The sequence below is a fragment of the Pedobacter panaciterrae genome, assembly GCF_013204795.1.
Classification (GTDB): Bacteria; Bacteroidota; Bacteroidia; order Sphingobacteriales; family Sphingobacteriaceae; genus Pedobacter; species Pedobacter panaciterrae.
The window spans coordinates 670947-695530 of the sequence record NZ_JABMKW010000020.1 but is presented as its reverse complement, the minus strand read 5'-3'; the positions used below and the strand labels follow the sequence as shown (position 1 = coordinate 695530).

At 39.2% G+C, this 24584-nt stretch carries 17 protein-coding genes; 8 read left to right on the top strand and 9 right to left on the bottom strand.

Annotated features, from left to right (window positions below; all coding sequences use genetic code 11):
- Positions 1 to 41: 41 nt before the first annotated feature.
- Entirely contained in the window at positions 42 to 1727 is a 1686-nt protein-coding gene (locus HQN86_RS21895; RefSeq protein WP_172663004.1) for a sodium/sugar symporter, read from the top strand.
- Between the two features lie 127 nt (positions 1728 to 1854).
- Here HQN86_RS21895 and HQN86_RS21890 read toward each other — a convergent pair whose 3' ends face one another.
- Genes HQN86_RS21890 through HQN86_RS21880 form a run of 3 tightly spaced genes read right to left on the bottom strand, consistent with a single transcriptional unit; the run spans position 1855 to position 5646 of the window.
- Positions 1855 to 3213, bottom strand: a complete 1359-nt coding sequence (locus HQN86_RS21890) for a Gfo/Idh/MocA family protein (protein WP_172663003.1) — start codon at positions 3211 to 3213, stop codon at positions 1855 to 1857.
- A gap of 9 nt (positions 3214 to 3222) precedes the next feature.
- A complete protein-coding gene (locus HQN86_RS21885) occupies positions 3223 to 4584 on the bottom strand; it encodes a 3-keto-disaccharide hydrolase (protein WP_172663002.1) in 1362 nt (453 codons plus the stop codon).
- 36 nt (positions 4585 to 4620) lie between these two features.
- Positions 4621 to 5646: a DUF6807 domain-containing protein gene (locus tag HQN86_RS21880; protein WP_172663001.1), complete on the bottom strand. Its 1026-nt coding sequence runs from the start codon at positions 5644 to 5646 to the stop codon at positions 4621 to 4623.
- A 171-nt stretch (positions 5647 to 5817) separates the two neighbouring features.
- Here HQN86_RS21880 and HQN86_RS21875 point away from each other — a divergent pair, with 171 nt between their 5' ends.
- Genes HQN86_RS21875 through xseB form a run of 3 tightly spaced genes read left to right on the top strand, consistent with a single transcriptional unit; the run spans position 5818 to position 8402 of the window.
- The gene (locus tag HQN86_RS21875) at positions 5818 to 6858 is read left to right on the top strand and encodes a S66 peptidase family protein (RefSeq protein ID WP_172663000.1); all 1041 of its coding nucleotides are present in this window, start codon (positions 5818 to 5820) and stop codon (positions 6856 to 6858) included.
- Positions 6833 to 8224 (top strand): exodeoxyribonuclease VII large subunit, encoded by a 1392-nt coding sequence (xseA, locus tag HQN86_RS21870; protein ID WP_172662999.1) that lies wholly within the window; start codon positions 6833 to 6835, stop codon positions 8222 to 8224. Before HQN86_RS21875 ends, xseA begins: the two co-directional genes overlap by 26 nt.
- Positions 8202 to 8402: an exodeoxyribonuclease VII small subunit gene (gene xseB, locus HQN86_RS21865; RefSeq protein ID WP_068892851.1), complete on the top strand. Its 201-nt coding sequence runs from the start codon at positions 8202 to 8204 to the stop codon at positions 8400 to 8402. Before xseA ends, xseB begins: the two co-directional genes overlap by 23 nt.
- A 1-nt stretch (position 8403) precedes the next feature.
- Here the strand turns inward: xseB and HQN86_RS21860 are convergent, their stop codons facing one another.
- The 3 genes from HQN86_RS21860 to spt are packed head-to-tail and all read right to left on the bottom strand — an operon-like array spanning position 8404 to position 11710.
- Positions 8404 to 9393, bottom strand: coding sequence for an NAD-dependent epimerase/dehydratase family protein (locus HQN86_RS21860; protein ID WP_172662998.1), 990 nt, complete (start codon positions 9391 to 9393; stop codon positions 8404 to 8406).
- Positions 9390 to 10508, bottom strand: a complete 1119-nt coding sequence (locus HQN86_RS21855) for a hypothetical protein (protein WP_172662997.1) — start codon at positions 10506 to 10508, stop codon at positions 9390 to 9392. Before HQN86_RS21855 ends, HQN86_RS21860 begins: the two co-directional genes overlap by 4 nt.
- Entirely contained in the window at positions 10505 to 11710 is a 1206-nt protein-coding gene (gene spt, locus HQN86_RS21850) for a serine palmitoyltransferase (protein WP_048905335.1), read from the bottom strand. The genes HQN86_RS21855 and spt overlap by 4 nt, the downstream gene beginning before the upstream one ends.
- 875 nt (positions 11711 to 12585) lie before the next feature.
- Between spt and HQN86_RS21845 the strand changes: the two genes are divergently transcribed.
- The 4 genes from HQN86_RS21845 to HQN86_RS21830 all read left to right on the top strand — a co-directional run bounded on the left by HQN86_RS21845 (position 12586) and on the right by HQN86_RS21830 (position 15936).
- Positions 12586 to 13437: a dienelactone hydrolase family protein gene (locus HQN86_RS21845; RefSeq protein ID WP_172662996.1), complete on the top strand. Its 852-nt coding sequence runs from the start codon at positions 12586 to 12588 to the stop codon at positions 13435 to 13437.
- 174 nt (positions 13438 to 13611) lie between these two features.
- A complete protein-coding gene (locus HQN86_RS21840; protein WP_172662995.1) occupies positions 13612 to 13914 on the top strand; it encodes an RNA recognition motif domain-containing protein in 303 nt (100 codons plus the stop codon).
- A 128-nt stretch (positions 13915 to 14042) separates the two neighbouring features.
- Positions 14043 to 15269, top strand: a complete 1227-nt coding sequence (locus HQN86_RS21835) for a sterol desaturase family protein (RefSeq protein WP_172662994.1) — start codon at positions 14043 to 14045, stop codon at positions 15267 to 15269.
- Positions 15244 to 15936, top strand: a complete 693-nt coding sequence (locus HQN86_RS21830) for a lysoplasmalogenase (RefSeq protein ID WP_099438337.1) — start codon at positions 15244 to 15246, stop codon at positions 15934 to 15936. The genes HQN86_RS21835 and HQN86_RS21830 overlap by 26 nt, the downstream gene beginning before the upstream one ends.
- Here the strand turns inward: HQN86_RS21830 and pbpC are convergent.
- From pbpC to HQN86_RS21815, 3 genes are all read right to left on the bottom strand, one after another.
- Complete coding sequence (gene pbpC / locus HQN86_RS21825) at positions 15933 to 18407, bottom strand: penicillin-binding protein 1C (RefSeq protein ID WP_317171727.1); 2475 nt, start codon at positions 18405 to 18407, stop codon at positions 15933 to 15935. The genes HQN86_RS21830 and pbpC overlap by 4 nt on opposite strands.
- Before the next feature lie 23 nt (positions 18408 to 18430).
- A complete protein-coding gene (locus HQN86_RS21820; protein ID WP_172662993.1) occupies positions 18431 to 24010 on the bottom strand; it encodes an alpha-2-macroglobulin family protein in 5580 nt (1859 codons plus the stop codon).
- Between the two features lie 109 nt (positions 24011 to 24119).
- Positions 24120 to 24524 (bottom strand): hypothetical protein, encoded by a 405-nt coding sequence (locus tag HQN86_RS21815; protein WP_172662992.1) that lies wholly within the window; start codon positions 24522 to 24524, stop codon positions 24120 to 24122.
- Positions 24525 to 24584 lie beyond the last annotated feature (60 nt).

Below are 24584 nucleotides of genomic sequence, written 5' to 3'. Positions count from 1 at the left end.
TTTATATTTTAGTCCCTCATTTCAAAAAACCAATATAAACAATGAATAAACTAGACTACCGCGATTATATTGTATTCTTTATATACTTTATAATCGTATCAGCTTATGGATTTTGGATCTACTATAAGAAGAAAACCAAAACCGCCGATTCAAAAGATTATTTTCTTGCAGAAGGCTCTTTAACTTGGTGGGCAATTGGTGCTTCTCTTATAGCCTCAAATATATCTGCTGAACAGATGATAGGTATGAGCGGATCAGGATTTAAGCTCGGCCTTGCAATTTCTGCTTATGAGTGGATGGCAGCAGCAACGCTAATTATTGTAGCTGTATTCTTTATGCCGGTTTATCTTAAGAACAAGATATTTACCATGCCACAGTTTTTAAGTCAGCGCTACAATGAAAAGGTAGCAATGATCATGGCAGTATTCTGGTTAATGCTTTACATTGTGGTAAACTTAATGTCTATCCTTTATCTGGGGGCTCTGGCCATTAGCGGTATATCCGATCTTCCAATTACTTTCTGTATCCTTGGGTTAGCCGTATTTGCTATTATCATCACTTTAGGTGGTATGAAAGTTATTGGTTATACAGATGTTATCCAAGTGTTTTTCTTAGTGCTTGGTGGTTTAGTTGCTTCTTATATTGCATTGAACATCATTTCTGGTCAGCAGGGTATTGTAAAAGGTTTCGCCATTTTAACTGACGGTGCATCAGAGCATTTCCACCTGATTTTTAAGAAGGACAATCCTAACTATATGGATCTTCCTGGTTTAAGTGTTTTAATAGGAGGTATGTGGATTGCTAACTTAAGTTATTGGGGATGTAACCAATACATCACTCAAAGGGCACTGGGCGCTTCTTTACCGGTTGCAAGGGCAGGTCTTTTATTCGCGGCATTCTTAAAAATGCTGATGCCTGTAATTGTAGTTATACCTGGTATCGCTGTTTATTATATTATTAAAGAAAAGATCCCGGCAATTAGTCCTGATAGTTTATTGACTTCATCGGGTGTTCAGGATCCGAATAAGGCATATCCTGCGTTGTTAGGTTTGTTGCCTGTTGGTTTAAAAGGACTTTCATTTGCTGCATTAACCGCTGCTATTGTTGCTTCTTTAGCTGGTAAAGCAAATAGTATTGCTACCATTTTTACATTAGATATTTACAAGAAAGCCTTTAATCCTGGTGCAGGTGAAGGAAGATTGGTAAACGTTGGTAAAATTACTGTAATCGTTTCTATGTTACTTGCTGTAGTATTGTCGCTAATAGTAGGAGATGCATTAATGGGCGAAGGAAAACAAGGATTCCAGTACATTCAGGAATACACAGGTTTTGTATCACCGGGTATTTTTGCCATGTTTATCTTAGGTTTCTTCTGGAAAAAAACAACTTCAAATGCAGCATTATTTGCTACTGTGGGTGGTTTTATTACCTCAGTAATCTTAAAATTCTTACCAGGATGGGTAGATTTAGCTCCTTTACATGATTACGGATGGTCTGTAGCTAACTCAGCTGGCGTATTTGAAATGCCGTTTATGGATAGAATGCTGATTGTATTTGCAGTCTGTGTAATCGGAATGTATTTCATCAGTATCTATGAAAACAAAAAAGGTGTTGTTACAAATGGATTAGAAGTTGATGCGAAAATGTTTAAGGTGTCTACATCTTTTGCAGTTGGCGCATTAATTATTGTAGCAATGTTAGTTGCATTGTATACTGCTTTCTGGTAGTAGTTAAGAACACTTACATAAAAAAGGCGCCTTGAATTATCAAGGCGCCTTTTTTATTGCTTTTGTCATTTCCGTCATCTCGACGATAGGAGAGATCTCTCCTGTCGTCGAGATGACGAGGCGTGTGCTAGTATTTAAACACTTTACCACCAACCATTACTTCCTGTGTTGCTTCATCAAACGTAGCCTTTTGGCCAGTTCTTGCTGATGCATTTGTCATAATGTTTGCAATAGAGTGATAGTAACCAGCTTCAACAGGAGCATTTGTTTCTTTTCTGCTGCGTACACATTCCATCCAATTGCGCATGTGAGCTGAAGTCAGTTTATCACCACCAGTATTAGCAGAAGCTGCTACCTTTTCGGCAATCTCAGTAAGCTTAAGTTCAGGCAGCAAATTAGCTTTCATATTCATTTCAGCAGCTGCTTTTGCAGTAAGTCCACCTCTAGGAGATACAGTATTGGTATTCAGGTTCATTTCTCCTCCATTCGAATAATAGATCTCAGCAGGGTTTTCATCGCCGTTGTGCATTCTTGAAGTAAATACCACCTGGAATCCATTATCAGGATCATTTGGCTTACCATAATCAAATACAGCAGTAGTAGTGTCCCAGTTTCTGCGACCATCTTTCCACTGATAAATACCACCATTAGCCACAACGCTTCTTGGGTGTTTCAAATCAGTAAACCAGTGCACCGTATCAATCTGGTGCGACATCCATTGACCAGGCATTCCAGACGAGAAAGGCCAGAACAAACGATACTCTAAATATTTACGTGGATCCCATTCCTCAAACGGACGGTTTAATAAGAAACGTTTCCAATCTGTATCTTCCTGTTTTAGTTTAGCTACAAGGTCAGGTCTGCGCCAGCGTCCGGGCTGGTTTACATTCCAGCTTAGCTCTACCATTGTAATATCACCAAACTTACCATCTTTTATAAACTGAGAAGCTGCTTTGTAGTTCGCGCCACTTCTGCGTTGCGAGCCAATCTGCAATATCTGTTTCGATGCTTTTACAGCTTTTAACGTTGCTCTTGCATCTTCCATAGTTTCAGCAAAAGGCTTTTCGCAATACACATCACACTTGGCGTTTACGGCTTCAATTGCATGAGACGCATGAGCAAAATCTGGTGAACTGATAATAACTGCGTCAATATCTTTTAAACTATACAACTCATCGTTATTGCGGCATGCAGTTATATTGTGCCCAAATTTTTCCTTTAAATGATCAACACCTAAACCGCGACGGTAATTCCACAAATCAGATACAGCAACCATATCAAAATTCAATTCTTTGTGGTGATTTAGGAAACTAGGCAACAGGGAACTTTTGAAGCGGTCAGAAAAGCCAACCACACCAACTCTTACTCGGTCATTTGCACCAATAATATTTCCATAACTTTTTGCACTTAAACCCATAGTACCTAAATAGGTTCCAGCAGCTGCGATGGCAGATTGCTTAATAAATTTTCTTCTTGAATCTAACATGATCTATGATTAAAGTTGTTTAATTTTTATACTTCTATACGAAACGTTATCGCCGTGGTCCTGAAGCAAAATATGCCCTTTAGGAGCCATGCCAAAGTTTTTCCAGTCTTTATACTTACTACCAGCAACTAAAGCAAGAAATTCAGGAGTTCCTCTGGTAAATTCTACAACCTTAAAGCCATTTAACCAGTATTCAATTCTGTTATCAGGGAATACTCTGATCAAACCTCTGTTCCACTCTCCAATTTTTCTTTGCGCATTAGGGATTTTTTTACTTGTAATAAGGTCATATAATGAACCGAGCGTACGGTTGCCGTTTTTACCTAGCTTAGCATCCGGATGTCTTTCATCATCAAGGATTTGATACTCCATGCCAATTGCTGAGCCCGTGTTTTTCTCAGACAGCGTTACAAAATATTTAACACCACTATTTGCACCTTCAGTAAGTTTAAAATCGAACTTCAACTGAAATGCACCATATTCTTTAACAGTAACAATATCACCACCATTAGTAGATTCTGCACCATTAGATTTTACAACGCTAAGCACACCATCTTTAATTTCCCATCCTTTTTCAGGAAATTTGGTTTTGTATGCACCAACCCAGCCGTTAGTAGTTTTTCCGTCCCATAATAAAGAAAAACCTTCTGCTTTTTCCTGCTTAGATAAATCATTAGGAACCATGTTTACTACATAAATGTCGTCTATTTTAGATGGCTTAAGGTTTTCCGTCTGTATGCGTACGTTACGCCAGCGGATCTGTTTGCCGGGAGTGTCATTTTTTCCAATTGCGTGTACCTGCAAAGCGATGAAGCCAGATGGGGTCATTGCATCTACAACATTTGCAGTGGGAACACCATTAACCCAGGTTCTTATAGAGTTACCGATACACTCGATATGGTATTTATTCCATTGATCCTTTTTAAAAGCAGCCTGACCTTTAGGATTAATATCTAAAGGATATAACCATCCGCGACGCGCTTCATCGTATAATCCACCGCTCCATTTTCTGTCAGACGGATCTACTTCCACCTGATAGCCATGCACCCTGCCATTATTATAATCAGCTTTACTTTCACTTCTGATCTGTATACCCGAATTCATAGAATTATCAACCAATAACTCTACTTCAAGTATAAAATCACCATAATTTTTTTCTGTCGTTAAAAAAGAGTTAGGAGTGTTTGAAACCGTAGTTCCAACAATCTCCCCATTTACGACTTCGTATTTTGCCTGGCCGTTTAATTGTTTCCATCCCTGTAAATCTTTTCCATTAAAAAGATTTTGCCATTTCCCTGTTTGCGCCTGTAATGTAAACGGAATGGTTCCAAACATCAGGGCAGCAACAATCAGTAACTTTGTTTTTTTCATTAGTGTGTATTATTTGTTTTAATCTATGTTTAAGAGTTATTTTCCAAAATTGGCAGCCTGCTTGTTCAATGTATCAGCAGAAACTTCTGTACCTGAACCTACAAGGATTCTGTAACGAAAAGTAACAGATGCGCCAGGTTTTAGGGTTAGATTTAAAGATTCTTTTCCTTCGCTGAATATGGCCTGTCCAAGTGGATTAGCAGCAAACAAACCGTAATCACGTGCATGCCAGTAAGTAGGATAGCCGGGGTTTTTAGGATGATCTATGATTGCTACAGAAAGCGGTTTGCCTTCTTTAACTCCGTATAAAACACACCAGTTACCTCTGGTGCCCCAGGCATCATTACCTTTTTTACCGGCACTGGTTAAATAGGTGCCATTTGCGCCGTTACCTGATGCTGAAACTTTTGTTATATTTCCTTGACTATCAGTAAATTCTTCTACCTTATTTGAAGGGAATTCCAGCTCTTTGGTAACACGGATACCTAGCATACCATCTTTAATATCTTTAAATTTCACAGTGTCTTTTTGAGCAGTAAGTGTGGTTATTCTGTCAATAATTCTGGCATTGTCAGTTCCCGAGAAAACAAATGTAGTTTGCTCTTTTAACAGTATATCTTTGGCCTGATTTTCCCAGTTCGCGGTATAGCTTAACTTACCACTGGCTTTGCCGTTTTCAACCTTGTCTACCTTCACATTCCTGATCCATCCATATTTTACTTTCTTTTCTGCAGGAATAGCAAAAGAGTTGTTCCAGAAGTCTAGCCCATTTACACTTTCATAGTTAAGCCACAAGCCAACGTGGTGCGGATGATCTACGCGTTCGCCCTCGCGTTTATTTAAAGGAAAGCCCCTGGTTACAATAGCACCATCGGCAGCGAGTATCGGATAGAGTATGGGCTTTTCCATATTCTCAGGATAGATAAAACTGGTAAAAGGTTTACCATCTATCAGCACATCGACTTTGCGCTCCTGATCATTTCTTACAAGAGAAACATTTTTATTTTGCGCATTAGCATTTAAGCTAAAGTAACAACAGGCAATAATCAAGTATTTTTTCATTCAGATTGTCCAGATTTTAAACATATTTGGTTAACTAATATACCGCTCTTGGAATTGAAATTCCCCAGAAAAATGCATTTTGATATTGAAATATTACGAAAACGATTGCGAAGAATGCCTCCAGATTTCAGCAATTAGCCTTATAATTGTATATAGAAAAAGCCACCCAAAATGAACCGTAAACATTTTCTTTCCTTTGTTGTCACAGCCGGAGTATCTGCTTCAACGTCAAAGGTATGGAGTAATACTAAGGCGGTAAATAAAGTGATAACCTCAGAGTTGGCTAAATCAAAAATACCACCGTACCTTAAGCCGGGCGATACCATAGCAATAACAAGTCCGGCCAGCTACATCTCTTTATTAGACATCCAGCCATCCGTGCAATTGATGCAAGGCTGGGGCTTTAAGGTCGAAACCGGGAAAACGATAGGAGCAAAAGACTTTTCACTTGGAGGTACCGATCAGGAAAGAGCAGCAGATTTGCAGCGGATGTTAGATGATCCTAATATCAAAGCAATTATGTGTGCCAGAGGGGGCTACGGACTGGTACGGATAATTGATAAGCTGGATTTTACAAAGTTCAAAGCCAATCCAAAATGGATAATAGGCTTTAGCGATATCACGGTTCTTCATACACATATTCATAGCAATTATGGTATTGCAACCATACATTCTAAAATGTGCAACAGCTTTCCAAACGATTGGCTGCTGGCAAAACCCATTCAAATAGAAACAATTCTCTCGATAAGACAGGTACTAACCGGCGAGGATGTTAAATACACTGCGCCACCGGTAAGTTATAACCGGCCGGGTAAAATAGAAGGTGTTTTAGTAGGGGGCAACCTTAGCCTCATTGAAACCCTTGCGGGAAGCAATTCCGATCTTAAAACTGATGATGCCATCTTATTTGTGGAGGACACCCATGAAGAACTGTACAGTATCGACAGAATGTTCTGGAACCTAAAACGCAGCGGAAAACTAGATAAGCTTAAAGGATTAATTATAGGAGGCTTTAGCTTAAAAGAAGAAACTCCGGGCGAAGAATTTGGCAGGACAGTTTACGAGATCGTAACAGAAAAAATAAAGGAATATGATTACCCTGTATGTTTTGATTTCCCTGTGGGTCATCAAATCAATAACTTTGCACTCAAATGCGGTGCAAAGCATATCCTTAATGTAGATGAAAATGGCAGTTCCCTTGTATCCATCTAATCCTGCTTCCATAAAACTCTCTGAGCTTACCGGTCAAATCCAGCAGGCAATAGATGGGGTATTCGGACAAAGAACCTTTTGGGTAATTGCCGATGTTACCAATTATACCTACAAGCCACAAAGCAATTACCATTATTTTGAACTGGTAGAGAAAGAAAAATCATCTAACAGGATTCTCGCTAAAATTGCCGGAAGGGCCTGGGGAAACGCCTCTGTAAACATTGCCAACTTTGAACAGGCAACCGGACAGAAGTTTAAAAACGATATTAATGTTTTGGTACAGGTTACCGTTCAATATAACCCCGCTTTTGGCCTGCAGCTAAATCTGATAGATATAGATACCAACTTTACCCTCGGCCTATTTGAACAGCAACGAAAAGATACGCTAGAAAGGCTGGTCAGGGAAAATCCCGAATTCATTCAAAAAAGGGGAGAGCAGTACTTTACTAAAAACAGTGGCCTGCAATTAAATAAAGTATTACAACATATTGCCGTTATTTCCTCAGATACATCTGCGGGTTATATGGATTTTAAGCATACGCTTGAAAATAACTCATTTGGGTACAATTTTATAATTGATAACTATTTTACCCTGGTGCAGGGCGATGTAAATGCCAAACAGATTCTTAACAAGATCATAGAAGTATATCAATCTGCCAAAGCATATGACGCAGTGGTTATCATTAGAGGCGGTGGTTCGCAAACCGATTTTCTCATATTTGATAATTACGACCTGAGCAGGGCAATCGCTAAATTTCCCATTCCGGTAATTACAGGAATAGGGCACCAGAAGAATGAAACTATTGCCGATCTTATGGCACATACTTCAACCAAAACACCAACCAAAGCAGCTGAGTTAATAATTGCGCATAACAGGGCATTTGAGGAATCGGTATTGAGCATTCAGAAAATGATGCTGATTAAAACATATCAAATGATCAATCATCATAAAGACAGGCTTAATCATCTGAATCAGATTACCATAAACACCACAAGAAACCTGTTGCATGAGCATCACAGAAGTATTTTAAATTTATCAGGCCTGATACTCACCAACCCTAAAATAATCATCTCAAACAGGCGTAAGGACCTCAGTAACCTAAACAGCAACCTGCAATCATACAGCAGAATGTATTTTGCTAATAAAAGAGGTTATATAGGCCACTTTCAGTCGCTGGTAAAATTGATGAGTCCGCAAAGTATCCTCAATAAAGGCTTTGCGATTATAAAAATAGACGGGAAGATTGTAAGCAATGCAGATGGGGTAGAAGCCGGTCAGGAGTTAACAGTCAGATTGGCTACAACAGAAATAAAGACAACAGTAAAATCTAAATCCAGATACCATGGGAACGAATTTAACATATGAGGCTGCCTATAAGGAGCTAACTGAGATTGCACAGGAAATAGAGAATGAATCTGTTTCAGTAGATGTACTTGCTGATAAGGTTAAGCGTGCATCGGAACTGATTGAGTTTTGCCAAACCAAACTAAGGGCAACAGAAACAGAAGTAAACAAGATCATTAAACAAATGGAGAACCAATAAACTATAACCAGTTATTGGCTTTGTACCACTTAACCGTATCAATTAATCCCTTTTCAAGATTAAACTTAGGTGCATAGCCAAGATCCTGCTTTGCGCTGTCAATATTGCAAGCCCAGTTAATAGCAGTAAGCTCTGCCATCTTTTCTTTATTTAAGGTAGGCGTATTCTTACTGTTTAAATAAATGAAATCCATAAATGAAGCCATAGCTCCAACAACAGGTACGGGTAAATGGAACTTAAAAGTTCTTTGCTTTAGTGTCTTTTTAACCAGTTCAGCAAGCGCATAACGATCGTAAACATTGCCGTCCGAAATATTGTATTGCTTTCCATTAATCTTAACAAAAAGAGAATTTACAATAACATCAGCAAGGTCTTTTACATAAATGAAGCTCAGCTGCTGTTTAAAACTGCCTATGTGAGGTTCCAGACCTCTGCTTATACTTTTAAATAGAATAAAAATATCCTTTTCACGAGGGCCATACACCGCTGTGGGGCGAATGGTGATCAGCGGCAGACCCGGAATTTCAGATAAGTATTTTTCGGCAAGTAATTTACTTGTTCCATAATTAGTTACCGGATGGGCAGGAGTATCCTCTTTAATTTCCTTACTAAGATCAACCAACGGACCCAAAGCAGCCAGACTACTCACAAAAACAAACTTTTCTAGTCTGATACTGGCAGTAATTGCGGCAACAGCAAGGTACTCGGTAAACTCAGCATTTATCTTATTGTATTCCGCTTTTGTTTTAGCTTTGGTAATACCGGCAGCATGAATAATATAGTTGAACTGATGTTCTTCGAGCTGAGATCTTAAATTATCTACAGAGCTATAGTCCAGGTCAATATACTTAATGTCAAATACACTCAGGTGACTTTTATTACTGCTTTTGCGAACAGCAGCATAAACCTCTAAGCCAGACTGTATTGCTTTCTCAATAAGATGATAACCCACAAAACCTGTAGCACCGGTAATTAATACCCTTTTACTCATATGGCTTTCTCGTAGATCCTGTATTTTTTATAAGGATCACCTTTGATGGCAATAATTGCATTATTAACAAGATCGTTATGCTCTAATGTCCATCCCGCCTCAGCGTATTCGAACTTTTTAGCTTTGTAAGATTTAATGATACTACCATAAATACAAGCTTCGATGCCCATTTTACGATAACCATCAACAACGCCCAGAAGTAAAATTCTTATTCCTTTAACGTTTTTCTTACCAAATAATAATTTAAATATACCTGTAGGAAGGAGCCTTCCTTTTTTAATTTTAATCTGGATCTGGTTCATGTCCGGAATGGCAGCGCCAAAACCAACAAGTTTACCATCTTGTTCTGCAACAAAACAAAAATCAGGATCAAGTACCAGTTTAAGATCTTTAGCCTGATAGTCAAACTCCTCATCATTTAATGGTACAAAGCCAGCATTTTTATCCCATGCTTTATTGTAAACCTCACGCAGGTTGGCCGCTTCCTGTTTAAAGTTCTTCATGTTGATCTTACGGATGGTGATGTTATTCCTATTCAAACGCTCCTCTAACCTGTCCATAAGTTTTACAGAGCGGTCGTCGTAATTATCACCATTAAATTTCCAGGCAATAAGATCTACCTTCTTTTTCAAATCCCAGCCCTCCATTAAAGCAGGGTAGTAGGTTGCGTTGTAAGGCATCATAACAACCGGAGGAGAATCGAATCCTTCGATCAATAAACCACAAGATTCATTGGTAGAGAAGTTAACTGGGCCAATAATAGCGCCTGTTACACCTTTATCTTTTAACCATTTGGTTGCAGTATCAAATAATAAATTAGCAGCCTCCTGATCGTTTATGCAGTCAAAAAAACCGAAGAAACCATCATTTGCGCTGTTAAAAATATTATAGTTATTGTTCAGTATAGCGGCAATTCTGCCTATGATTTTGTCTCCTTCGAAAAGCAAAAAACACTGCAATGAAGAGTGTTTATGAAAAGGATGTGTTGTAAGTAAGTCTCTTTGAGCTATAAAGAGCTCTGGAACATAATTCGAATCCCCTTTATAAAGGTCGTGAGGGAAATCAATAAACTGACCTAATTGCTTTTTATTGCTAACTGCAACTATGTTTCTCATATAGTTACCTGTGATAAATTAACTTTAACTTGTTTAGCAGCCGCTGCAATTTTTTCAACAGCTTCCTCTATCTGAGCAAAAGTATGTGTAGCCATTAACGAGAATCTTAAAAGAGAAGAGTCTGATGGTACAGCAGGCGAAACCACAGGGTTTACAAATATTCCGTTCTTGCTTAAAATATTGGTGATCAAGAAAGTTTTGTCGTTATCTCTGATGTAAACCGGAATAATCGGGCTATCAGTATGACCTATATCGAAGCCGGCGTCTAAAAGTAATTTCTTAGCATAATTTGTATTGGCCCAAAGCTGATCTATACGCTCAGGCTCAGACTCAATAATATCAAGGGCAGCAATAACACTTGCAACAGCCGAAGGTGGCATACTTGCACTGAACATCAATGAGCGTGCTCTGTGTTTCACAAATTCTATAGTTTCTTCAGATCCTGCAATAAAGCCGCCTAGCGAAGCTAATGACTTACTGAAAGTACCCATAATCAAATCAACCTTATCAGTTAATCCAAAGTGAGAAGCAGTTCCGGAACCATTAAAGCCGATTACACCTAAGCTGTGTGCATCATCCATCATAATGTTTGCGCCAAACTCATCAGCAATTTTTACGATCTCCGGTAAATTAACCAGGTCACCCTCCATGCTGAAGATACCATCGGCAACAATTAGTTTTGCAGCATCTTCAGGCAATCTGCTCAATTTCTTGCGCAAATCATCCATGTCATTATGTGCATATTTTATAGAACGTGAAAACGATAATCTGCTGCCATCAATGATAGAAGCATGGTCGTATTCGTCAAGAATTAGGTAGTCATTTCTATCAAGTAAACATGATATTACACCTAAATTAACCTGAAATCCTGTGCTAAAAAGAACGGCAGCTTCTTTACCTACATATGCAGCCAGTCTTTTTTCCAGTTCAATATGTATGTCAAGTGTACCATTTAGAAATCTTGATCCGGCACAACCAGTGCCATATTTATCAACTGCAGCTTTTGCTGCTTCTTTAATTTTTGGGTGATTTGTTAACCCTAGATAGGAGTTAGAACCAAACATCAGAACTCTCTTCCCATCTATCATCACTTCCGTATCCTGTGCTGATTCTATTGCTCGGAAGTAAGGATATAAGCCTTTTTCCTTAATTGCTGAAGCATCTTTAAAAGCTGCTATCCTATCTTGTAATTTTTTGCGCATGCTAGTACTATATGTTTAGATTACAGGGTTGGTTATTGTTGATGTCGGTTTATGTTCCAAGAAATGATTCCTAAATCTATATAATCCCCTTTTGTAATTAGTTTGAAAAATCAACATCTATGCCAATTAAAAAAAACTTCTCAAATCTAAGATCATAAATACAGAAAACAAAACTTGAACTCAACCAAGTTTGAATATATTAATTTTTAAAACAAAAATTACAATTTTCTTATAATTTTAATTCGAATAGCTCCGAATTATTAAGAAAAAAATTGCTTTTTGCAGGCCAAAGATAATGATTTTTATAATCCTACACTCTGACTTCAATAGTATTTTAGTCAAATGAAACTCTTTTTTTTTGCCTACCGCTGTTTGCAGGTAAACAGCAGACTCCGTAATACCGCATTTTAGGCCGTCTGGATTGAGTTTGTTCATAACACCTCGTCATTCTGAGCTGTCGTCATCTCGACGAAATTTTATGCTAAATCTATTTTATGTTACTAACGACTTCCAGACGAGTATTGAACGGCTTTGCAACGACTCTGAAGGCCTTTTGTCAATTAAGTATCTTTTTAAAGTGATATAGGAAACGGATGAAGGGCGAGGATGATTAAAAGGAAACAGGGATGAATCTGGCGATTATCCCTGTTATTAATAGATGGTTGGTCCACCACAGACCAACCTAAACCAAACAAACTGATCATATAACGAGCGATATTGTTAATTTGTTTTCAACGAAAAAAATAAAAACAATTTCATGACAAATCCCCCTTATTGTATAACGTTTTATCATGTAACGTAATTGATAAAAACCTAAAACGATGCTGTAGAAACGTTATATTAGTACTTATTGTTCATATTTTAATTATTTACCTATGGATCAGAAAATCATCAATTTATACGATGAATACACCCACAGCAAACTGAGTAGGAAAGAATTCATGAAAAAGCTGGCTATCATTACCGGAAGCACAGCTATAGCCTTAACAGTATTACCTTTACTTGAAAACAATTATGCATCAGCCTCCAGTTTTAATGATGACAGCATTAGTACCGAAAACATTACCTATCCTGGTGCAGATGGTGATGTAAAGGCTGTGCTGGCAAAGCCAAAGGACAAAAAGAACCTGGGTTGTGTACTTGTTATTCACGAAAACAGAGGGCTAAACCCTCATATTATAGATGTAACCAAAAGAGTAGCTGCCGAAGGTTTTATTGCTTTAGGAGTGGATGCCTTATCGCCATTCGGCGGAACACCCTCGGATGAGGATAAAGGCCGGGAGCTGATCGGAAAGCTGGATCCGGCAAAAAACTTGCAGAACTATCTGAAAGGACTTGAATATTTGAGAAGCAGGAAAGATGGAAACGGAAAAACCGGATGTGTTGGTTTTTGCTGGGGCGGGGGCATGGCAAACAAACTTGCAGTAAGCGATCCTAAGTTGCTTGCAGCAGTTGCATACTATGGAGCACAGGCAGCCGCAGAAGATGTTCCTAAGATAAAAGCCAGTGTAATGCTTCATTATGGTGGACTGGATGAGCGTATAAATGCGGGAATTCCGGCTTATGAAGCAGCTTTGAAAGAAAATCATATAGATTATAAAGTCTATATTTATGAAGGCGTAAATCACGCTTTTAATAACGATACTTCGCCGACCAGATACAATGAAGCGGCTGCTAAACTGGCCTGGCAAAGAACAATATCTCTGTTTAAAGCTAAATTAAGCTAGGTTCGATTTGTCGGTTATAATTATTTAAGAAAAAAGTAATGTTTTTTTACAATTAATAAAACAAAATTTTCTCTTGGGTGTTATGAAAAATATTATATAATTATACTTATAACTGACACTAGCATTGGAATTTAAGCGAAAAATGCTTAACTTTGTGCAAATTTTTAGAAATTAATGAAGATATTTATTACAGGCCTTCCTTTAGAAGTGGGGGAAGATGAATTAACAGCCGTATTTGGTGATTTCGGTCAAGTAAAATCACTAAGGATTATCAAAGATCGCGAAACTGGTCAGAGTCGTGGGTTTGGTTTTGTGGAAATGCCGGTAGAAGAAGAGGCAAAAGAAGCAATCAAACGCATGAATGGCGGCGATTACAATGGTAACCGTATCAAAGTTGCTGAAGCACAAGAAAAACCAAATACTGGTGGTGCTGGTGGTGGCTTTAAACGCAATAACCGTACAGAAAAAAGCTATTAATTAGCTTTTTTATTAAAATTAGTTACTGATTCTATTTTAATATACTAGAGCAGCAGTGGTGACATGCGTCATTTATTGCTGCTTTTTTATTTTAAAAAAATTACCTGCTAATTCATTAGATTAGTAGAATGAACGTGGACTATATTGCTTTATCGGTTCCTATATTCTTTATTCTGATAGGAGTAGAGCTAGCTTATTCTTTCTATAAGAAGTTAAACTATTACCGCTTAAACGATTCCATTTCCAATTTAAGCCAAGGCATTGGTCAGCAGGTAACAGGCGTTTTCATGAAAACAGCGCTCTTCTTTGGCTACATGTATATTTTTGAACATTGGCGGTTATTTGATCTTCCGCAAACCATATGGGTCTGGATCATACTTTTCATTGGGGTTGATTTTTTCTACTATTGGTTTCACAGAATGAGCCATCAGGTAAACGCACTCTGGGCAGCTCACATTGTACACCACCAATCTGAAGAATATAACCTTACCGTAGCTTTAAGGCAATCCTGGTTTCAGGGATGGTTTTCATGGGTGTTTTATTTACCTCTGGCTTTTATTGGGTTTGATCCGATCATGTTCCTCACCTTAAGTGCTTTTAATACTTTATACCAGTTTTGGATTCATACCAGAGCTATAAAAAGTATGGGACCATTAGAATGGATTTTAAATACACCTTCTCATCACCGAGTGCATCATGGTTCCAACCCAAAATACATTGATAAGAACCATGCAGGTACTTTAATTATCTGGGATAAAATTTTTGGTACCTTTCAAAAAGAAGAAGAAGAGGTGTACTATGGCATAACCACTCCATTGGCCAGCTGGAATCCTATCTGGGCAAACGTACATTACTGGAGTGAACTTTGGAATACCGCAAAACAAAGCCCTAAATGGAGCGATAAAATAAATGTATTTCTTAAGCCACCCGGATGGTTCCCAGCGCATTTGGGTGGCTTTAAACCGGCAAAGGATATTGATCCTGCCAGTTATGCAAAATACAATCCTGAGTTTCATCAGAAATTCTCCGGATATGTGCTTTTGCAATTTTTGATAGGCTTAGCCACAGGATCAGCCATTTTATTTTTAAATGCAACCTTGCCTGCAACACCCTTAATAAGTGGTTCTGTGTTTTCAATACTTACACTATTAACCTGCGGTGCATTGCTCGAAGAAAAGAAATGGCTCATTTATTTTGAATACTGCCGACTCCTATCAGGTATTTTAATAATTTTGCTGCTTAATTTCCCTATTGGGTACCAGGTGATATTTGCGGGCTTACAAATCGTTTCATTAGTCTGGTTCTATAATCTTAACAAACTGAATACCCATGCTCAAGAAGTACCTGAAGTTTAACCTCATATTTGCCCTGATTTTTATACTGCAGCTTGTGGCAGAGTATTACGAGCTTTCGGCTTTAAAATACATTACAAAACCACTCATCGTTATCTCTTTACTTATCATGTTTGCAATAAGTACCAAACTAAAAGGTCGCTTTCATAAACGTTTGTTTACAGGCTTGGTTTTTGGCCTTATAGGCGATGTATTGCTTATGCTGGTATGGAAAAACGAAGCTTTTTTTACCTACGGACTAATTGCTTTTTTACTTTGCCATATCTTTTATATCCGCGCATTTTATCTTGATTTCTCGTCTGCACCCCAATTAGATAAAAAAGGAGCAAGGATCGCCATTGCGCTTTGTGCTGTGTTCAGTATCAGTTTTTATGTTTACATCAGGCATGGGCTTGGCGCAATGAAACTACCGGTTATGGTTTATACTTTTGTGATCAGTTTAATGATGATGATGGCAGCGTTCAGAAACATGAGGGTAAATAAAATCAGCTTTAACCTGATTCTTTTTGGCGCAATATTTTTCCTGATCTCTGACTCAACACTTGCTTATAATAAGTTTGTTAAGGGCTTTGATCTTGCAGGATTGTTGATTATGGCAACTTACATGATCGCGCAATATTTGATTACCATAGGAGGCATCGAGCGTCAGCTTGTAAAAAGAGAAGATTAGTTCTTTTCCTTTTCTTTTTCCAACACAGTGAAATGCTGTACCAGCCTTTCGCCATTCTCATCAACGAGTGTTAAAATATGTTTGCCAGGCGCCGGACTAACAGCCAGCTGATGATAATTCTTGGTTGTGGCAACATACTCATTATCAATATGCCAGTAAATCTTAGCGCTAGCGTTTCTGTGGGTAGCATTTAACACAATTTTCCCTCTGGTGCCATCAAACTCAACAGGAATATAAACCGTGGCGTAGTTTCTTGGATAGATCATTTCCATTACAAAGTTATTCCCGGCATCGCCGCAACCAGGTTTAAATGGAGGCAGCTCCTTATAATCACTATTTTTGATCTTATAATAATATTCCATAGACGGAGGTAAAATAAACCACGATTTATGCACCATGGCAGATGGCGCTTCGCATTCATCGGTTACCCTGTAAGTTCCTGTACGGTCCAGATGGACCATTTTATGGTAGGGGCAAAGACCTGTTTTTTCACCTGCCGGAGAAACCAGCTGTATCACTTTATCAGTGCAATATTCGCCAGCTTTATAGCCACTTTCTTTACAAACCACAATTTTCTTAAGTTTACTTGTAGGGGTTTTAAACCATTTAACAACAGGTAATTGCTTAAAAATATCAAACATAACAGGAGCAGCAGCATCTATACCGGTTAAGCCCGGTCGGCCTTCGCCATCGGCATTGCCAACCCAAACGCAAACTACATAGTTCGGATTAAGTCCAACTGCCCAGGCATCCCTGAAACCGAAACTGGTACCTGTTTTCCATGCCAATCGCTGCGAAGAGGAAAACTGTTCCCATAAACCTTCCTCGCCCGGCCTCATTAACTCCTCCATAGCATTAAATGCATTCCAGATAGAACCATGATCAATGGCTGAGTTTACTTCAGTCTCAAACTCATCAAAACGTTTATCCCGCTGTTCGTTCACATACAAAGGCTCATCGTAATCATGCGGATTGTACCTGCCTTTATAATCATTAAAATGGTTAAGCGTTCTGGCCATTCCCATATAAGTTCTTGCCAGGTCCCACATCGTTACCTCGCTGCCACCAAGAATAAGTGAAAGCCCATAATGATCGGCTGGTTTGTTTAGCGTAGTAAAGCCCAATTGTTTAAGCTTATCATAAAACCTTTGGTACTTATAGTTCTGCAGCATTTTAACCGCAGGGATGTTTAGAGAGCGGCTCAGCGCTCTATCGGCTTGTATGGCACCATCGTAGCCCATATCATAATTTTGGGGCGAGTAGCCGCCTATTTGGGTGGGTATATCGGCTATTAAAGTTTTAGGAAGTATAAAGCCATCATTTAACATACTGGCGTACAGAATGGGTTTTAATGTACTTCCCGGACTCCTTGGTGCCTTAATCATATCCACATGACTTTCCAGTTCGGTGTTTTCCGGTTGGTAGATGTTGCCAACATAACTAAGTACAGTACCTTTTTTTACATCTAAAACCAATGCTGCAATGTTGTTAATGTCGTTTGCCCGATATCGGTTGTTGTAGCGCTTCAGCAAACTGCTTACCCGTAGTTGCAAATCATAATCAAGTGTAGAAGTGATCCTTGTAGATCCTGTTTTTAAGGCCGACCGCTCTGCCTTAAATCTGTTAAGTAAATGCGGTGCGTTTTGAGGCAGTTGTTGTGGCTTGCCCGGAATAGGCTCCAGCTTAGATAAATTGGCGGTTGATTGGTCTATGATTTTTAATACCGCTAATTTATCCAGCAGATCGTTCCGTTTTTTAATCAGTCGGGGAGAGTTTTTGCCAGGGTGTACCAGTGACGGGCTGTTTGGTAGCACAGCCAGTGTAGCCATCTCTCCCCAGGATAAACTTTCGGCACTGCGGCCGAAGTACCTCCATGCTGCAGCATCCAATCCAACCACGTTACTCCCAAAGGGGGCGTTGCCGGCATAGAGCTTTAAAATTTCTTTTTTTGAATAGCTGGCTTCTAGTCTGATAGCCAGGATAACCTCTATTAGCTTTTGCCAAACTGTTCTGCTTTCGCGTCTGGATAGCCTGATCACCTGCATGCTTATTGTGCTTCCGCCACTTACCACACTTTTGGCTTTAAAGTTTTGGCGCATAGCTCTTGCCATAGCAATAGGATCTACACCGGGGTGGTAATAGAAACGTTTATCTTCAAAAGCGACCAGACATTGCGCAAATTTCTCTGGTATGGTGTCGGCTACAGGGAAACGCCATTGCCCATCTTTAGCAATAGAAGCGCTTAATAAATCGCCATTTGAAGCTTCTACAACATATGAGGTAGGGCTTACAAAAAGCTTTGAAGGCAAAGAAAATAGGAATATAAGTAGTAAAATGAGGAAAACAACATCCGTCATCCAGAGCGCAGCGAAGGATCTCTTGTTGTTGCTATTCAAGAGATCTCTCCTTTGTCGAGATGACGGAAGTCCGGTTTCAGGAAGTCCTGTTTTGGTTAATTTACAACTACTCACTTACTTTATACCTACCCACTTGCTTATTTAATAACCTGCACCCATTTTCCTGCTTCTGTTGCACTTATGCTGTTGTTATACATTGCTTCGCACTGAACAGCCGATAAATAGTACCTACCAATATAAGATGCATTTAAAAGCACTTTATAAATAACCGTTTCGTTCTCACGCAGGTTAAAATAAGTAAACACACGATCATCTCTAATATCCCTGTAAGTATATGGCGATGAAGCAATGATGCTTTCATTGTCATTTACGCGGGTATTAATGATTTCCCATCCCGATGGGAAGATCTGTGTAAGTGCCATTTGCTCATAATATCCACTCTTACCAGGATTTTTAACCACAACTTCAGCATAAAAGTCTGTGCCTTGTTTCAAAGTAGTAGGATCCAACACCTTGCCATTAAGTAATTTATAGCTGATACTCATGTCTAACAGATCAGGGTTGTTCGGTTGGAAATTATTTTGTCCGGCCGAAGGTTGCCCCTGTAAAATCAAACGGGCAAACAACACCCTGTCGCTGGTATTGGTAACAGCCACATTGCCTTTAAATGCCAGTGGCGTGCTAACAATGTACTGGTTTGAATTTACATTGCCTTTTTTACCATCAATAGTATAGCTGTATTTAAGGTTATTTGATGAAGAATTTACACCACAAAACTTTGCGATGCCTAGTAAACTGTAAGCCGTAGTTTGTGTACTGTACCAATCATCTTTACCTAATCTGGCAGCTACCGACTGCAATAACTGCGCTGCTGTACCTTTACGGCCCAATAGAGTCAGTGTTTCCAATATCATGGCCTCATCTCTTAAATCAGAACCATAAGTGCCGCCTAGCTGATTGTAAGGTTTTATTTCAGTAGGTAAATCTTTTATCAGTTTATTGGCTGCATCTGCTTGTCCGGCAAGTTTATATGCGGCAGCCAAACGCCATTTTGCAGATACAGAAAGGTATTCAAATGCCCTTAATCTGTTCATTGCTGCTATCTCCGGTCTCTTGGCCAATGCAAGCACATATAACCTGTACGATTGAGAAAGATCACCACCATAAAAATTACTGCTATTTGGCGCCCAGTTATTGGCTTTTGTTTTTAAATAACGAACAAGTTCATCAATCATTCCTACTGGAAGGGTATATCCTGCATTTTGCGATTCCACAAGGAAATGCCCTGCATAATTGGTTCCCCACTCATCAGACGTACCTTCGCCCGGCCAGTAACTTAAACCACCATCAGTAGTCTGGAAGCCTTTCAGCCTGTTAATACCCGCTTTTATGTTTCGCTCTGTATTTGCCTTTTGCTGTTCATTTAAAGCAGTTAATTGGTTAAGGAATAACTGAGGGAATACACCGGAAGTAGTTTGCTCTACACATCCATGCGGATATTGCATCAGGTAACTTAAGCGCTTTTTAAGATTGATAGGAGGTATAGACGAAAGCTCTATAGACCCTGAATTTGTACCAGCCATACCAATAGGCGCATAGTTTAACGACCAATTGGCACCCGGTTCAACTACTGCCGATACCACATTGGTAACAAACGGATTAGGATTACGAATGTCCATCTCTACATCATAAACAGCCTTCTCAGTACCGCTTTGTGCAATGATCTTAACCTTGGCAATACCTGTAACCTCAGGAGCCTTGATTTCGAAATATGCCATCTGTTCGCCTGGTTGTTTAAATCCAAGCTGTTGTGTTTTACTGCCAATTACCTGTAAATTCTGTGCCTGTAGTTGAACAGTTACGTTTTTAAGGTTATTTTCTGTAGCAAATACGGTTGCAGGTAAAGTAAAGCTTTCGCCCGGACCAATAACACGTGGTAAAGTAGCCAGCAGCATTAAAGGTTTTTTAACCTGTACAGATTTCTCTGCAAAGCCATAAGCACCATCTTGTCCGGCAACCACCATTGCTCTTACCGCGCCAATATATTGCGGAAGCGTAAACTTATGGGTTTTGCTTTCGCCTTTGCCCAATGCAAAAGGACCAAGATATTTTACCACAGGTACAAACCTGTTGGCTTTTGCCGGATTCAAATTCCTGTTTACACTGCCATCACCACCAATGCTTAAAATACGTTCCAGATTGCCGCCCCATGCACCAAGTACATAATCGAACAAATCCCATGTTTTAACACCCAAGCCTTCTCGGGCATAAAAAGCACTATGAGGATCAGGAGTTTTAAATCTGGTCAGGTCAAGCAAACCTTCATCTACAATGGCTATTGTATAGGTCATGGCCTTGCCATTTTGTTCCGCAACAGTAATGCTATTCTCTGTTTCAGGTTTAATCTTATCGGCCATTTTAATAACCGGTTTTAAGATCGTTTCAGGATCTTCAATAAGCAATGGAATAGCTCCATACATCCTTATTGGCAAATCATTTACCGTTTGGGCATGTGGCTGAAGCAAAGTAACCACGGCAAACACATTAGGCGCCATGTTCTTTTCGGCCTTAAAGGTAAATTGTGTTTGGCCGGCTTTAGTTTCTGTCCAGAAGGTTTTTAATACCCTGCTGCCATTTTCTATAGAGATTAATGCTCTGCCGCCTTTACCTGATGGAATGGTTAATACCACATCTTCGCCAACATTGAACTTGGTTTTATTGGCAGTAAATGATAGCATAGAGGCTTCGGTAGGGTTGTTGGCCTGTTCACGTTGTGCCCAACCCGGCCAGTCAACATATACAGATTTGCCGGTTACATGGCCACCATTTACATCGCGTACCAGAATCAGATAACGACCCCATTCCGGTTCATCTATTCTTAAATTCCAGCTTCCTTTACCGTTTGATAAAGTGATGCTTTCTTTTTTAACGAGTTTATTATAAGAGTTTTGGGTAAAGTTAGCATAGGAGTTCTGGTCGTCCTGATCCCACCACCAACGCCACTGTACTTTGTATAGCTCAACCTCAACAGTTTTGCCACCTTGTACCAGTTTACCGTTCCTGTCTACATTCACAATATTAACTTTATGATCCTTGTCGGTTACCAGCATTCCGCTTAATTTCTCACCATCAGGGGTTTTAATACCGTAATAGTTGTTGTAAACATGGTAAGGGATACTAAAGTTATCGATACTGAAATTACCGCCTGCTTCAAATACCTTAGTGGTAAAGTTTGCCTTAAGCATGCCCGGAGCAGTATTGTTTTCATTTAAACTGGTATTTACAACGGCAGTTCCATTCTCATTTAGTGTGCCTTCGAATATGGTTTTTACCTGCGATTGGAACACTACTGTAGGGTTATCAAAAGTATACTCATCAAAACCCTTAAAAGTAGTTTTCATGGTATTCAGATTCACATCAACCTTGGCTTTAAGGTTTTTGCCTACAGAACCAAATAACCAGTTTGCCGAAAGCGTGGCTGATGATGCACCGCCAACACCTAAATAGGTAGCATTACCGATATTGAAATTTATCTTTAGCCTGTTAGGCATAACGGTTTCAACCTTAATGGTTTTGCTGAAAACTGCACCACCTGCTTTTACCTTGGCCAGCCAGTTTCCGGTAGGAGCAGTATTTTCTGTAGCCGTTTTAAAAGCATAGAATCCATTTAATGGTTTACCATTGATGATTCTTTTAATTAATTGTCCCTGAGGGTTATATAATTCAAAAGTGACCGGATATCCGCCTGGAAGTTTCTTTAATTTATCTTCAAGAATAAAGGATACGAATATAGAATCGCCTGGTCTCCAAACGCCGCGTTCTCCATAAATGTAACCTTTCAATCCGTTCTGCACCACATCGCCGCCAACATCAAAGCGACTTAATGGAAGCGAACTACCATCATCCATTTTCAGATAGCCACGTTCATCGCCATTTTTAGCGATCAGTAAGAAGGGTTTTCTTTTCAGATCAAAGGTAGCCATACCATCGCCATCGGTTTTAACCGTGTGGATGATCTGACGCTGGTAATCTAACAGCTCCAAAGTAACACCGCTCATTGGTTTAGCGGTAAGCAGATCTGTAGTTACAACAAGCATACTGTTGTCGTTACCACGTTTGGCAATAAGACCAATATTCGAAGCCATTACATTTCTGCTGGCCCATTTGTCATTGGTATAATAGGATGGGGTACAAGGATTGTCACGATCTTCCCATCTGTAATTATTTGGATAATAACTGTTGTAACGCTCCCAGAACTCATCGTCCTCATCAATCTTTTCACCATAACCACGATAGCCGTCTTCATCAGAAGTTTCTTCATCGTTAGTTACTTCAGCACATTTAAATACATTGTACTCATTTCTGAAACCGATGGTTATGCGGTACATGGCACCAGGTTCAGTTTTAATCAGCTTATCAAGATCTAAGGTAAAACGGTTCTTTTTATGCAGATTAAGCGCTTTATCTTCATCTAAACGAATTGTTTTTTGTACCACAGGTTTACCAACACGACGAATCTCACCTCCATCTTTATAGCTGTTGGTTTGGAAGAACTGAGGGATATTATTTTCATAGATCTTGATAACCGTAACATCAACCGCCTTTAAATTGGTTGCTTCGAAAGGCAACACCAATTTACCGGAATTTGGAAGTATGGTACCACTGCCTGCAATAACCACCGAAGGCAGTTTGTTCTCAAAAACGATATTGGCAGTTTTTCCTGCTCCAAGTTTCTTTCCGTTGATATTTTCGATGCCAGAATTTACTGTAAGAGAATAATTGCCTTCTAAAGCCAGGGCTGAGTAAACTTTTACCTGACTGCCATCGATGGTAAACCTTAAATCAGATAAACCGCTTAAAGAGATTAAACCGGCCAGATCCTGAGCTACGCCTACAGGTTCAGAAAGCTGTACTAAGGCATAATCTTCGAGGTCTTGTACTGCTTTCATGTCCAGTACTTTAAATACGCCTTTGGCAGGAACAGCAACGGTTTGTTCGCCTTTGCTGTCGGCATTAATAGCCTCACCAGACCATTTTAAAGTTAGTTTTGTATCCTGACCAGCTTTTTTAATACTATCTATGGTAAAGGCAGAAGTGTTTTTCTCTGGATTATGCTGCCATTTAACTTTTAAAGTTTGCGGAAAATTTAGTGTTAATGCTTTTTCAATCGCCTTTGGGTCTTCCTGATCGGAGGTCGTAATCTCTCCCTTAAGCTTCATATAATCAAGAGAAGTGTTGTTTTGCGACACCAACCCATCCTGAGTTAAATTCATGCCGGGTTTGATCACTCTAAATCCGAACTCAAATTCTTCAAGGTCCTTTTCTGTTTCAGTAACCTTGCTCAAATCGAAATTGGCCTCATAGGTTTCGCCTGATTTTAAAGGCTCATCAGGTCTGAATTCGACTGTTTGCGCATCGATCCAGTAAGCTTTTCCTTTTACAGAAGGAGAGAAGCTAAACAAATCACGGGTGTCGGCAACGCCAACATCACTCATTGTTTTTACTTCACTGGCCAGATGCACCCTTATAAAACTCTTTTTAGAGATGGTTCCGGAAGTGTAAGCTTCTATATATTTAGAATATTTTTGGTTGTAGTCCTTAGGCTTTTCTTTTTTAAAGAGAAAAAAAGATGCAATTCCAGCTAGCAGAAAAGCAGTAATGCCAATAACCAGGGGTTTTTTATTCCTTTGGAAAAAGGAAGAGCGAGATGATTCCATAACACAGATATTTCATAATAAGATGTGTACGAAAATCAACAAAAATCATCGGAAACGAAAATAATTGTTATCCACAAGAGAAAAATGTTGTGGGAATACTTGCAGGTGGCTATTTAATCATTACGCCCGGCATATTAACTAGGGGAACACGGATTAGGTTTTCATCTACAATACTTTCTGGAAGGAAAATAAACTTTTTATCGTAGATGACCCCGTTGATGTAATAGCTTAACCAGTACTCATTTGTTAAGCCAAATACTTCGGTATCAATAGCTTCTACGCCGGCGAAAGACTTCGCTTTAATATCGCCCAGGAAGTGTCTTAATACCGATGTTTTTACCATTTTACCGTCTTTTTCTCCATAACCCTTAGAGCTGATTAATACGTTGTCAAGCGGGATATCTTTAAGATTGATCAGATAAACGGTCCAGTTTTTTACTTCCGGGCTTTCGTTTTTTAGCACTACGGCCATTGCAACATCTTCAACTATATTTTCAGGAAGGTCTTTTTTCATGTTAAATTATGCAAATCGTCATCTCGAACATCGTGAGAGATCTCTTGAACTATATCTGAA